The organism is Mesorhizobium sp. C264A, assembly GCF_040324515.1.
Taxonomy (GTDB): domain Bacteria; phylum Pseudomonadota; class Alphaproteobacteria; order Rhizobiales; family Rhizobiaceae; genus Mesorhizobium.
This window is the reverse complement of the sequence record NZ_JAMYVY010000001.1, coordinates 2715719-2727994: the sequence shown is the minus strand read 5'-3', so window position 1 is coordinate 2727994 and position 12276 is coordinate 2715719. Positions and strand designations below refer to the sequence as shown.

The 12276-nt window shown below is 62.1% G+C and carries 17 protein-coding genes; 8 read left to right on the top strand and 9 right to left on the bottom strand.

Going from position 1 to position 12276, the window contains the following annotated elements:
- Positions 1-92: 92 nt before the first annotated feature.
- The 3 genes from NKL04_RS13450 to NKL04_RS13440 all read right to left on the bottom strand — a co-directional run bounded on the left by NKL04_RS13450 (position 93) and on the right by NKL04_RS13440 (position 1678).
- Positions 93-269 (bottom strand): hypothetical protein, encoded by a 177-nt coding sequence (locus tag NKL04_RS13450; protein WP_023671438.1) that lies wholly within the window; start codon positions 267-269, stop codon positions 93-95.
- A 402-nt stretch (positions 270-671) separates the two neighbouring features.
- A complete protein-coding gene (locus NKL04_RS13445) occupies positions 672-1037 on the bottom strand; it encodes a VOC family protein (protein ID WP_023700689.1) in 366 nt (121 codons plus the stop codon).
- Positions 1038-1120: 83 nt separating this feature from the next.
- Positions 1121-1678: an RBBP9/YdeN family alpha/beta hydrolase gene (locus tag NKL04_RS13440; RefSeq protein WP_023697757.1), complete on the bottom strand. Its 558-nt coding sequence runs from the start codon at positions 1676-1678 to the stop codon at positions 1121-1123.
- 84 nt (positions 1679-1762) lie between these two features.
- On the opposite strand from NKL04_RS13440, the gene NKL04_RS13435 reads away from it, so the two are divergent.
- On the top strand, positions 1763-2266 hold the full coding sequence (locus NKL04_RS13435; protein ID WP_023671442.1) for an Lrp/AsnC family transcriptional regulator: 504 nt from the start codon (positions 1763-1765) through the stop codon (positions 2264-2266).
- Between the two features lie 145 nt (positions 2267-2411).
- Entirely contained in the window at positions 2412-2825 is a 414-nt protein-coding gene (locus tag NKL04_RS13430; protein WP_023700688.1) for a DoxX family protein, read from the top strand.
- Positions 2826-2847: 22 nt separating this feature from the next.
- Here the strand turns inward: NKL04_RS13430 and NKL04_RS13425 are convergent, their stop codons facing one another.
- The 5 genes from NKL04_RS13425 to NKL04_RS13405 form a co-directional block, all read right to left on the bottom strand.
- On the bottom strand, positions 2848-3153 hold the full coding sequence (locus NKL04_RS13425) for a hypothetical protein (RefSeq protein WP_023671444.1): 306 nt from the start codon (positions 3151-3153) through the stop codon (positions 2848-2850).
- A gap of 94 nt (positions 3154-3247) precedes the next feature.
- Positions 3248-3517 carry a hypothetical protein gene (locus NKL04_RS13420; protein ID WP_023671445.1) on the bottom strand — a complete coding sequence of 90 codons (270 nt, stop codon included), beginning with the start codon at positions 3515-3517 and terminating at the stop codon, positions 3248-3250.
- Positions 3518-3631: 114 nt separating this feature from the next.
- Entirely contained in the window at positions 3632-3796 is a 165-nt protein-coding gene (locus NKL04_RS13415) for a hypothetical protein (RefSeq protein WP_023685951.1), read from the bottom strand.
- A gap of 72 nt (positions 3797-3868) precedes the next feature.
- On the bottom strand, positions 3869-4312 hold the full coding sequence (locus NKL04_RS13410; RefSeq protein WP_023671447.1) for a Ros/MucR family transcriptional regulator: 444 nt from the start codon (positions 4310-4312) through the stop codon (positions 3869-3871).
- Positions 4313-4560: 248 nt separating this feature from the next.
- Entirely contained in the window at positions 4561-5376 is an 816-nt protein-coding gene (locus NKL04_RS13405) for a class I SAM-dependent methyltransferase (protein ID WP_023693742.1), read from the bottom strand.
- Between the two features lie 495 nt (positions 5377-5871).
- Here NKL04_RS13405 and NKL04_RS13400 point away from each other — a divergent pair, with 495 nt between their 5' ends.
- Genes NKL04_RS13400 through NKL04_RS13390 form a run of 3 tightly spaced genes read left to right on the top strand, consistent with a single transcriptional unit; the run spans position 5872 to position 7298 of the window.
- Positions 5872-6282 (top strand): hypothetical protein, encoded by a 411-nt coding sequence (locus NKL04_RS13400; protein WP_023671449.1) that lies wholly within the window; start codon positions 5872-5874, stop codon positions 6280-6282.
- Positions 6275-6661: a hypothetical protein gene (locus NKL04_RS13395; RefSeq protein ID WP_023671450.1), complete on the top strand. Its 387-nt coding sequence runs from the start codon at positions 6275-6277 to the stop codon at positions 6659-6661. The genes NKL04_RS13400 and NKL04_RS13395 overlap by 8 nt, the downstream gene beginning before the upstream one ends.
- A complete protein-coding gene (locus NKL04_RS13390) occupies positions 6579-7298 on the top strand; it encodes a terminase large subunit domain-containing protein (protein ID WP_245271380.1) in 720 nt (239 codons plus the stop codon). The genes NKL04_RS13395 and NKL04_RS13390 overlap by 83 nt, the downstream gene beginning before the upstream one ends.
- Before the next feature lie 333 nt (positions 7299-7631).
- Here NKL04_RS13390 and NKL04_RS13385 read toward each other — a convergent pair whose 3' ends face one another.
- On the bottom strand, positions 7632-8750 hold the full coding sequence (locus NKL04_RS13385) for a HEAT repeat domain-containing protein (protein WP_156951440.1): 1119 nt from the start codon (positions 8748-8750) through the stop codon (positions 7632-7634).
- A 102-nt stretch (positions 8751-8852) separates the two neighbouring features.
- On the opposite strand from NKL04_RS13385, the gene NKL04_RS13380 reads away from it, so the two are divergent.
- The 3 genes from NKL04_RS13380 (at position 8853) to NKL04_RS13370 (ending at position 12207) form a co-directional block, all read left to right on the top strand.
- Positions 8853-9203, top strand: a complete 351-nt coding sequence (locus NKL04_RS13380; RefSeq protein ID WP_023671453.1) for a hypothetical protein — start codon at positions 8853-8855, stop codon at positions 9201-9203.
- Between the two features lie 328 nt (positions 9204-9531).
- A complete protein-coding gene (locus NKL04_RS13375; RefSeq protein WP_352723767.1) occupies positions 9532-11226 on the top strand; it encodes a terminase large subunit domain-containing protein in 1695 nt (564 codons plus the stop codon).
- Between the two features lie 36 nt (positions 11227-11262).
- A complete protein-coding gene (locus NKL04_RS13370) occupies positions 11263-12207 on the top strand; it encodes a glycosyltransferase (RefSeq protein ID WP_031201560.1) in 945 nt (314 codons plus the stop codon).
- Positions 12208-12276 lie beyond the last annotated feature (69 nt).

The window sequence follows — 12276 nt, the reverse complement described above, 5'->3', positions numbered from 1 at the left end:
CGCGCCTCGCCCGGATCGATCTCATCACTTGCCTCCTTGAAAACGGGATCGCCATAAACGAGGAAATCACAAACTGGTTGCAGCCCGGCGAGCTACATGTTGCTTGCCGGCCAGATCGGCCGATGCGGTCGATAAGGCGGCCGCGGCGCCGGCTTCAACGGGATGTCGGCGAGCGAGTTGCGGATCGGCCTGAACAGTATCGGCGAAGACGCGGCGCGGCGGTGCAATACCGCGGCCGACAGTTTGGCAATCAGATTTCGAACGTCCATGGGACACCTCGAGCGCGTTGAGAGTCCCCCCATCGCGATCACCTACCACCTCACGCCCAGCATCCGCATTTAACTTTGATATAGGCCGGACGAATACGCGCCGCGCGCAATGTCTGCCGCCGAGATTCTGCCGATCCTCGGCGGCGGCTATTGAGGGCGGTGCCAGGCTGGCGGTCACGCATCCCAGCAGCGACGTCGCGGACGCTGCTGCAACCGGATGAATTTTCGTGCATTCTTGTGCATGGCCACAATGCTTCGAACCGACACGCCGGCAAAATGCTGCTCCTATTGCGGTTCGCGAGAGCATGACTACGAGGATTGTCCGAAGCGTAAAGCAGAGGCGGAGCGGCAGTGGGAAGGCCAGGCAAAGCCCGGCGCCGAATCCGAGGCGACGGCCGAAGTCTAGCTGGGCTCGAACAGCTCGATCACGTTGCCGGACGGGTCTTCACAAAGAATCTGTCGCCCGCCCGGACCTTCGACGATCTGGTTGCGGAACCGCACGCCGGCCTCGACCATCTCAGTCACGATTGACGGCAATTGCTCGACCTCGAGCACGAAGCGGTTCCATCCGCCCGGCTCGGGTGTCCGGCCGTCCGGCATCGGCCTGGCTGCCGACGCCAAGGGACCGGCGAGCCAGAGCGAGAGGTCGCCGCGCGTCAGGATGGCCATCGCCGGACCGAATTGCTGCTTCAGCGCGAAGCCCAGATAGCTCGTATAAAACGCGATGGACAGATCGACATCGCGGACCAGATATCGGACGGACACCATTCGCAGGCTCCCTCACAAACGCCCCTCCCGAGAGATAGCTGGCGGGACAAGTCGGGGCAAGCCCGCGCGCACGCTTCGGGCGCCTACGGTGCGATTGCGTGGTCGGCCTGTCTGTCTCTCACGAAGGCCGTCAGCAGCTCCATTCCCGCCGGCCAGTCGCCCAGCCCGCTATTGCTGTTGATGTGACCAAGCGGCCCGGCGATGTGCAGTTCGCTGCCCCATTGTGTGGCTTTCTCACCGGCATAGCCGTTCGGATCATAGGGATCGTCGGTGCTGGCCACGATCAGCGAGGGGAAGCGAAGCGGCCCGCGCGGCGTATCGGCGAAGGGAATTCCGTAAGCGGGATAGACCGGCGAGGCCGGGTCGGGAACCGCAACCAGAAACGCCCCGCCGATCCGACGGCTCGACACCGCCTGCCAATGCGCGACCAGCAGGCAGCTGAGACTGTGGGCGACGAGCACCGGCGGGGTCTGTGCCTGTGACACCGCGACGTCCAGCGCCGCCACCCAGTCGTCGAAATCCGGCAGCTCCCAGCTTGCCGGGCTGAAGCGGCGCATCGCCGGGTCGGCCTGTTGCCAGCGTGTCTGCCAGTGGGCCTCGCCCGATCCGCCGCTGCCCGGCAGAATGATGAAGTCGGTCATGGAAAATCCTGTTTCTTCGCCGCAGATGATGTCCCAATCCTAGGGCTTCTCCTTGTTCGCGGAATGAGAGATCATCGGAAAGCGATGAAGAATTCCGATGGATTGAAGGTGTTCATGGCAAACGGCGATTACCGGCCACGGCTCGACCCCACCGACATGGCAATCATCGAGATCATGCAGGAGGATGGCCGCATCGGCATTTCCGAACTCGGCCGCCGCGTCGGCCTGTCCCAGCCCGCGACGTCGGAGCGGGTGAAGCGGCTGGAGGAGCGCGGCATCATCGCCGGCTACCGGGCCGCGATCGATCCCACCGCCCTCGGTCTCGGCACCATGGCCATGATCCGCCTGCGCACCACGCATGAGCACATCCAGACCTGCCTGAAGAAATTCGCGGCCATGCCGGAAGTGGTCGAGGTGCTGCGGGTGACCGGCGAGGATTGTTTTCTGGTCAAGGTGGTCGTGCCGTCGCCGCCCGACCTCGAAAGCATCGTCGATGCCATCGGCCGCTACGGCGCGGTGACGACCAATGTGGTGCTGCGCGCCGAGCCGCCGAAACGGTTGGGGCGGGAGCTGATGGCGAAGCTCTGAGCGGCCACGCGCGGCAAGAGGATTGCAAGCGCCTCCTTTTGCGAGGTCCGGCTTTGCCGCGAAAGAATTTCGCGGGCTGGTGTAGGATCGGCGGCGTGGCGCCCGTCCTTGGGGCGAAACCCGTTGCAAACCTTTGGAGCACATCATGGAAGCCGTTCAATCGCCGTGGCAGACCGCGGCCATTCTCATCGCCCGCCTGACCTTGGCCGCCATGTTCGCGATGGGAGCAGCCTTCAAGTTCATGGATATGAACATGACCGCCGGCTACATCGCCGCCGCCGGCTTCCCGTTCCCGCTGTTTCTGGCCTGGTGCGCCGCGATCCTCGAAACGCTGCTGGTGATCGCCTTGCTGACCGGAGCGTTCTTCACGCCGGCCGCCCTGGTCGCCGCCGTCTACGTGGTCTTCCTCGGCTTTGCCTTCCACGGTCCGTCGCACTGGACCGGCAACCAGGCCGAGTTCGGCGCCTTCATGTCCCATTTCCCGTTCGCCGCCGGCCTGCTGTTCGCCGCCGTGCATGGACCGGGCAGCGTGCTGGCCTCGAAGATTGGCCGAGGGTGAGGCCCCGCGTCGGCAGACCGCCTCACATCTGGTCGTTGTAGGGTTCCTTCATCTGACCGACCATGCGGGCCAGTTTCGAGAAGGACGGCATGTCCGCCTCCGGCTGGCATTGATTGGCCAGTTCCAGCAGTCGGATCGGAAAGTTGACGGCGTCGCGGTTGGACTCCGACATGCCGTCGGACCGCTCCTCGCCGGTTTCGATGGCCTCGGCCTTGCGCAGCGCAATGTCGATATCCTCCACCGTGAGCAGGCCCTTGCGCACCAGCACCTGATTGATCGAGGCGACGGCCATCAGCAGGCCTTCGAGTTGCAGATTGGCGACGTTCATGGCTGTTGCTCCCATTTGGCTCACGCTCAACGCATGAGCCGCTGTTACGATCCGGACGGGGATGCAAGCGATAGGCGTCGGCCGATGGCCTGCGCTACTCTTCCATCCAGCGGCGGCCATATTCGGCCCACAGCGCCTTGACCTCCCGGCTGCCGAGGCGCGGGGCCGAGCCGTCGCCATAGGCGATCGAAACGCAGCTGATGTCGTAATGGGGATGGGCGTCGATGACGAAGCGGATCGCCTCGCCGAGCGGCCTTCTGCCGATGACCGGATCGGCCTGGCCTTGGCCGACGCTGCGAACGCCCGAAACAGTGGCTGGCGCTTGCCGCATCCTGAACACGGATGCCATGGCTGGTTTGTCCATCCCGCTCTCCCCCGAGTTGGAGTGGAATGATTCCATAAGAGCCAGCTAATGACCAGTCGCTAGACGGCCTGTCGAAGGCTGCGTCTTGTATCCTGCAGCCCGTTGAAGGACTGTTCAGGCCAGCGGATCCGCCGCCGGCGGCCTGGCGGGAAGGCCGAGCCTTGTCCGCTCGCCGTCGGCAAACTCCTCGGCCGCTTCCTGGGCCATGAACAGATGCTGGGTCACCGTGCCATTCTCGGCAACCAGCACCGCCCATTGGCGGCGGTCCACACGTTCCACGCGAACGTCATTGGGCTCTCCGGCCACCACGATCGTCCTCCAGCAGGCGTACGGCACGGAGGGGGCGTGCCTTTACGCCTTGGTCTTGCTCTTGGCCGGCGCCTTGGCGGCCGGGGCCTCGGGTGTCCTGATGCCGAGCCCGAACTCCTTTGCCAGCTCCGAGCGCTTGGCGGCGTAGCTGGGCGCCGTCATCGGATAGTCGCCGGGCAGGTCCCATTTGGCGCGATAGGCTTCCGGCGTCATGCCATGGGCGGAGCCGAGATGACGCCGCAGCGACCTGAACTTCTTGCCATCCTCGAGGCAGTAAATGAAATTCGGCGTTACCGAGCGCTTGCGGTTGACCGCGGGCTCAGGCGCAGGTTGCGGCGGAGCAACGGGATTGTCCACGGCCGCGAGCGCTGCATTGACGCTCTCGATCAACGCCGGCAGGCTATCCGGAGGCACTGAATTGTTGCGCACGAATGCCGCGACGATGTCGGCGGTCAGATTTATATTTCGGATTTTGTCCTCAGACATGGCTTCTTTTGCCCCCTTGATGCCAAAGGACAAATTATCAGACAACATCCGCCGACGGCATGGCACTTTAGAACATATGCATATGACTTGACGCCGGATGTGGTAGCGCTAGCATCGCCGAGTCTCCGATCGATGTCGATGTAGGAATTCTTTCCTGACATATCTTGACCGGTGAGGGCAGCTATGCTATGATTTGTCGATGTTGCTGATTTGCGCCACCAACCCGCCGCCGAGGCGGGTTTTTTGTTTCAGGCCGGCTTGGAAGCGATGATGGCCAGTGACGCGAGTTTTCCCTCGCTCAGGCTGCTTATGTAGTTTTTTCGCCGATGCACGAACTCGGCGCCGAGCACGATCTCATTGGCCTGCTGCTGGGCGGGCGACGGAACCATGCTGGAATTTGCCCGTTTCAACGCCAGCTCGACGTGATCGCCGGTTTCGTCGATGACGTCGTCGACCTGGAATCCGGCTGAAGCAAACAGAGCCTTCAGGGTTTCGCGGTCGACGAGATGGCTGGCCACAGCCGACACCGCCCAAGGCAAGGGATAGTGAGGCTCGCCGTCCGCCAGCACCGCCTCGGTCCAGACAAGCCTGGCCTTCGGCTTCAGTACGCGCCACGCTTGCCCGATGACCGCCGCCTTGTCGGCGATATTCATGCCGACATAGAAGCAGATCGCCGCGTCGAATGTGTCGTCCGCAAAAGGCAGCCTTGTCGCATCGGCCTCATGGAAACGCACTTTGTCGCCGAGGCCGCAGAGCTCGGTCAATCGGCGGGATGCCTCGACGAACGCCTGCGTCAGGTCGACGCCGTCGACGCTGCACCCATAGGTCTCGGCAAGGAACCGGGCCGGGCCGCCAATGCCGCTGCCGATGTCCAGAACCCGATCGCCGGCGGAGGGCGCAAGACGCGCAGCATGGTCCTGCGTGGCGATCAGCTCGCGGCCATGAAGCTGATCGAACGGATAGAGTTGTTTGGCTGCGAGGCTGCCGGCCTTTGCGTCCGGCACAGCCGACAGGATGCGCTCGACAATGCCGCCGCTGCCATAGTGACTGGTCACATCGCTCATTTCGCTCTCCGACGAGACCCAGCATCCCATCGATGCGGCCCTCGCGCAATGCGCGCCGCCGCCAAGGACGAGGCTTTGACCGGAGTAGGAATTATTTCTTATCTGCATTGACGGGTGAGGGCAGCTTTGCTATGATTTGTCCATGGTGCTGATTTGCGCCACCGACCCGCCCACGAGGCGGGTTTTGTTTTCCTGATGCCCACAACGCGCGGATATCGGATGTCGGCGGGACAGCCCCCCTCTGGCCTGCCGGACGTTCGTCGTTCGGAAAGCCAAGCAATTGGCTTTCCGTCCGCTGCGCGGACCACTCCTCAACCCCCACACGGGGGGGAGATCGGACTGCCGCCTTGCTTTCGCCAATCGTCAGCGCTGCAAATTGGTCGCGACCCTGGAGCTGCCAATCTCCCCCCTTGAGGGGGAGATGTCCGGCAGGACAGAGGGGGGCGTGAAGGAACGCTATCCTCGGTTCATTCTGCCTTATCCGCGAGGCCTCCCTTGTCCAACCGCTATGCCACCATCATCACCGACGATGACGGCCGCGAGGTCGTCAGCGCCATTGGCGTGTTCGAGGGCGCTGCCCCGCAGGCGCGCATCGGCCGTATCGAGCCGGTCGTGCCGGGCGTGCTGATCGGCATGGTTCGCGGTGGTCCTGTCGATGCCATCGGCGGCTTCGGCTTTCCGCGCGGCGCGCACGACGCAAGGGCGATCGCCAGGGCAAGCCTGAAAGCCGCGTCTGCCGGAAAGCGCCACGCGCCGGCCGCTGATGCAGCCCGCAAGGCCGCCCCAACACGGTCAGGGCCAAAATCGGCACGGCGCAAGTCCGGCAAGATCAAGTCCGGCAAGATCAAGCGGCCAGCGAAACAGGCACCTACCGCCGAGCCCGCCGGGATCTCGGATCATGGCTGACCGGACGGCGCCGCGTGCGCGCCCTGGCCGCAAGGCGACTGCCGCCGCTGCCAAGCCGAAGCGGACGAAGAAGACGCTTGGCGATGATTTCCTCGACGCGGTTCGCGCCGATTTCAGCGCCCATGGCGCCGGCGTCATTGCCGCGGTCCGGGCCGACAAGCCCGACCAGTATCTGAAGATCGTGCAATCGGTGCTACCCAAGGATCTGGCCAAGGATTTGCATGTTTCATCTGACAATCTGGAAGCCCTGAGCGATGACGAGATCCGCCGCCGCATCCGTGGCCTCGAAGCCGTCCTTGGGCCGTTTGGCGACCAGCCTGAAGACGCGCCGCCACTATCTGGCGCTGCTGCAGGAGCTGGACCGCAGGCGCAGGACTAACCAGCTTGCCGCCTACCGGCCTTATCCCAGGCAGGCGCAGTTTCACGCCGCCGGCGCGCAGAACCGGGAACGTCTGTTCATGGCCGGCAACCAGTTGGGCAAGACCAGGGCCGGCGGCGCCGAATGGGCCATGCATCTCACCGGCCGCTATCCCGCGTGGTGGCAGGGCAAGACCTTCGACGCCGCCGTCAGGCTATGGGCTGCCGGCGTGACCGGCGAGGGCACGCGAGACAACCCGCAGCGCGTGCTGGTCGGCCCGCCGCAGCAGCAGGCGGCATGGGGCACCGGCATGATCCCCGCCGATGCCATCCGCCAGACCACGATGGGCCGCGGCGCGCCGGGCGCGCTCGACAGCATCGTGGTGCGCTGGGGCGGCGGCGGCGACGTGCAGGCCGATGAATCGGTGCTGTCGTTCAAGAGCTATGAGAAGGGCCGCGAAAAGTGGCAGGGCGAAACCCTGCACGGCGTCTGGTTCGACGAGGAGCCGCCGCTCGATATCTATTCCGAAGGCCTGACCCGCACCAACGCGACGGGCGGCATCACCATGGTGACGTTTACGCCGCTGCTTGGCATGAGCGACGTGGTGCTGCGGTTCTTGACGGCGCAGGAGGTTCTCCCTTCCCCCCTTGTGGGGTGAGCAGCTGGTTCGCGAAGCGAATTCGTCGTGCCAGTGGCACGACGAAAGGCCGGCGAACGCCGGGACGCTGCGGAGCAGCGGGGACCCGGCAGGTTGGATCGGCCACCACCCGGCCCTTCGCAGGCTCAGGGCGTTCGAAGCTCGAAAAGCCAAGCAATTGGCTTTTCGTCCGCCACGCGGACCGCTTCTCACCCCACAAAGGGAGAAGGTAAGAACCGCCACGCCCGGCGCAAATATCGTGCGCGGACAACATCATACGACATTACTTTGAATCAGTTCGGCAGGCTCTACGCCCTGTCACGTCGCTATCTTGACCCCGAGATCAGCGGTGCCTCAGGCGATTGCCGGCAACGATGATTGCCATACGGCGTGGTGCGATATCTGGTTGTGCTCGATGCAATCGGTTGCCAGTTTGCTGATTTCAGGATCGGCGGACGCCTGCGCCCATTCGACGAACGCGTCAACAACGACCAACCTCGCCCGGCTGGCCAGCCCCAAGCCGTAACGGCGCACTACCGGCTCTGAATGGTCGAGCATAGCACGGATCATGCCTGATGCATCACCTCGCCATTGCCCGGAGATATCGGCGATCGCCGAAAACGGCGTTTGCGGCCTGAGCAACGCGGCGTGCTGACGCGCAAGCTTTAACTGCCAGTCTTTTGCAAAGCGCACAAATTTGACGGCTCCCATGCGTACACCATCGTGATAATCATCAAGGGCAAACAACGCCTGCGCGAGATGCTGACCATCGTTCCGCGTACTGCATCGCAAGATAGACTCCACGGCATCGAAGCGCGTGCGCGGGTTGCTGTCCCCAAGCAGCGCGGCCAGCTCACCCACCATCGAACTTATGTTCTGGTTTTGAAAGGTGGCAATAAACGCACCCGCCGCTCGCGTCTCAGCATTGGCAGATGTCAGCAGGAGACGAAGGCTTTCCAACGGCACCGTCTTGCCGAGCTCGCCGAGAAGGTCGTTGGCAAGCGCGCCATCGTCATCATGCGGGGACGACAGCAGCCGCTCCAGCATCTCCTGACCTGTCATGGCATTTGTCGATTTGCCGAGTGGCAGCAGGATCTTACCGCCTTCGCTGAAAAAAAGATGAGCAACCTCGCTGTCCTCGGCGGACAGGCGCATCGCCTCGAATAGATCTGTCATGGCAAAGAGTGGCTGTCCCACCCGCGTAGAGTACAGGCCGCGCAGAATGCACCAGCCCAGACGCATCGATGTCGCCGATGCACGGCAAGACCTACCGCATAAAGCGATAAAGGAAAAGATGAGAGCGAAGCTTTCCCGTTTCGGCGCGTTGCGGAATTGCGAACCGCGACCAGACTGGTGGCCAGGTTGTCGAGGAACCAAGTCCATGAACAGGCGGCAGGTATTGACAGGCGGTTTGTCTTCGCTTGTCGTGTCGCCGGCGGGTGGTGCTGAGGTATCAAAGCCCCAGGTGCCCAAATGGCGACCCTCGTTTTCACAACCCATCGATCGCATCGAGGAACGGTTCGGCTATTACTTCGACAGAGGCCGTGACTTTGCCATCCTTGAAACGGCACCTGCGTGCTGACGGAAGCCGGCCTGTCCGATGAGGCGGCAGCCATGGCCGCCATCCAGACGCTTGCCATGATTTACAACTATCACCCGGACATGAAGCCGTCCGACATGGATGATGGCAACGTGCTGGTCAGCTACAATCATCCAGCCTTCAATGTCGTGCTTTCCGACGTTGCGAATGCGCATTGGCAAGAGATCGAGGCCCGCCACCAGGATGGGCTGGCTACGGGCGAGGTGCTGATCACGCCGCTGGGGCAGAATGTGTTCGATGAGCTCGGCAAAAAGGCGCTGCTTGGCAGGTGCTACATGTTCATGGATGCGCAGGCGCCAAAGGTGATCCGCATCAAACCCAGTTGATAAGTCGAATCAGGGGTATTTGGTGCCGGCAAGTTGCCTGGCACGACCTTCGGCGGTTGACGATTTGCGCGTTAATGGGCCGCACAATATTTTCTCTCGACCGGTATACTGATATATATAGAGCATACAGGATTGATTGGGAGTGTCGGGGACGCAGACCTCGCGTTTGAACCCTGTTCCTGGATCGGTACGGGTTCTGCAGATTTTTTTACTAGTATCGTAAGGAACATTCGCCTGGCTGGTGCATGCCGATGCACTGGCGGCAATGCCGACAACGATTGCAATCCGAATCATGTGTTCCCCCAAGTCTTGGGTCAGCTTCGCATTGATGAGCGCTGGTATCAATGGCCACACTCTATTGGAGCATGCTTGCATGACCCGTCACGTCACCTTCATGACCATAGACGACGTCGAACACTATTCGCCGGACGAGCGTGCCGCGATCATCGCCGCCTATCCCGAACATGAGCGCGAAGCGAGGGCCAAGGGCATTCCGGTGCTGGGCTCCGGCCGCATCTTTCCGATTGCCGAGGAGCTGATTGCCTGCGAGCCGTTCCGGCTGCCGCGCTACTGGCCGCGGATCGGCGCCCTCGATTTCGGCTGGGACCATCCGTCGGCCGCGGTCGAGCTGGCCTGGGATACGGAGGCCGATGTCGTCTATATCTCCAAGGCGGCGCGGGCCTCGCAGCAGACGCCGGCCATGCAGGTACTGGCCCTGAAGCCGTGGGGCGAGTGGCTGCCCTGGGCCTGGCCGCGCGACGGCCGCCGCGAGACGCTGGAAGGCGCGGGCACCGCGCTTGCCAGACAATACGCCGCGCACGGGCTGAACATGCTGTCGGGCCACGCCCGCTTCGCCGACGGCTCGGTCTCGGTCGAGGCGGGGCTGATGGAAATGCTCGACCGCATGCAATCCGGCCGCTTCAAGGTGTTTTCGACGCTGCTGCCCTGGTTCGAGGAATTCAGGCTTTTTCACCGAAAGGACGGCAAGGTGGTGAAACTGCGCGACGATTTGATGGCCGCGACGCGCTACCGCAAACTGACGCTCGCCTATGTCAGCGGCGCCGGCACTTTGCCGACGGTGGCCAACGGCATCTGGCTGATGTTCGACCGTGCCGGCGACAGAGGCGCCGACGGGACGGGAGTAGGAGATTTTTTGGGGCCTGCGTCTTCGGCAACCGACAATATTGTCACTTTCGCGGGCACCACGGGCAAGGTGGGGAAGGATAGTGGGATCGCGGTGTCCAGCCTGGCGCCGAAGGCCAGCCCGACATTCACCGGGACGCCAACGGGGCCGACCGCAGCGCCTGGAACGAATACCACGCAATTGGCTACAACGGGGTTCGTCAAGGCTGGGTTTGATCTGAAACTTGATAGCCGACCCAACCTTGGTGTCGTCGCGCAGACGATCACCGATTGGAACAACGCCCTGGACAATGGCTGGCATATGGCCTCGGCGGCGGCTAATGCGCCAGACGGCGTAAATTGGTTCCTGGGGTTTGTGGAAGCGCACGGAAGCACTGGCTACCGGACGCAGACGGTGCATGATTTCGTCAACGACACTACGGCGGCAGACCAAAAGCTATGGCGGCGCAGGCAGGCTGGCGGTGCCTGGGGAGGATGGATCAAGCTGCAATGGTCGCAGGCCGAACAGGATGCACGCTATGTCCAGTCGTCCACGGCGTTGCTTCAGAAGTTTTATGAAAGCCCGCAACAGACCATCACATCCGGCGGGTCGCTGACGTTGGCTCATGGGCTGGGGATGAAGCCGAAGCTCTATGCGGCCTTCATTCAATGTACTACGGCTAATTCGGGGTATTCGGTTGGTGACGAGATACCCATTAACCCATCTCTCAATACAACTGATGCGACCGCTCAGGCTATTAGCATCGTGCCAGATGCCACCAATTTGAATGTACGGATTGGTAATGCTGCTGGCGCACTTAAAGTCCTCAACAAGGCTGGAACAGGTTTTAACGACATAACAAACGCTAGCTGGAAACTCGTTTTGAGAGCGTGGGCCTAGCTTGCGAAATGTGAGCAACGGTCTAAACGTTGGAACATGCATATTACTATTGCAGTGCAAGGCAAAATTCCCTGTCGAGGCTACGGCGGCACCCAGCGGCAAATCGATTGGCTCGCCAGCGCACTCGCATCTCTCGGACATAAAATCACACTGATTGCCGGAGTGGGCTCCACCCATCCGCGTTGCGAGGTCCGGCAGGCCGCGTCAGTAGTGGAATGTCTGGGGGCGATCCCTATCAATACTGACATCGTGCATTTCAACGGCTGGTATGATGTAGAAAGCCCGTATCGTGCGCTTTACACTCTGCACGGCTATGTTCCAAACGCCCCGAGAAAGGGGCAAAATTACAGCTTCGTCAGCGCCAGTCACGCGCATCATCATGATCGAGAAACGTTTGTTTACAACGGTTTCCCTGTGGATGCCTACCGGCTGGCAGATCGGAAAGGTGAGCGGCTGTTGTTTTTGGGCGGTATCGCGAGGGCCGGGAAGGGCCTCAACCGGGCCGTCGATCTGGCGAAGAAATTTAACTTCGAGCTCGATATCGCGGGTGGCTCGAGGTGGAAGTTGCTCGGGCGCAGCCAAACCCGGAAAGAGTCTCTGTTCTTCAAGAGCTTATCGCCGCGCTACCGCTTCCACGGCACTGTCGATGGCGAGGAAAAGCTCCGATTGCTCGGCGAGGCGTACGCCTTCCTTAACCCGATCTCCTGGGCAGAGCCGTTCGGCATGGCGGCGGTCGAAGCAATGCTGTGCGGAACGCCTGTGCTGACCACTCCGTGCGGTGCGCTTGCCGAAACGGTCGATGCAGACAGCGGGCGTTTCTTCGAAACCGATGACGAGTTTGCTCACGGTCTCAATGAGATCAACAGCATTTCCGCGCGAACATGCCGTGAATCGGCAGCCGAAAGATTTCCGATCCAGAAAGCCGCAAAGGCCTATCTGGAACTCTATAAACGCATCCTTGACGGCGAAGTGCTTCCGTGAGCCCGCTTTAGCCGCTCCATCCAAAATTCCTCTCCCGTGAGGAAGCGTTATAGCTGGCCAACCGACATG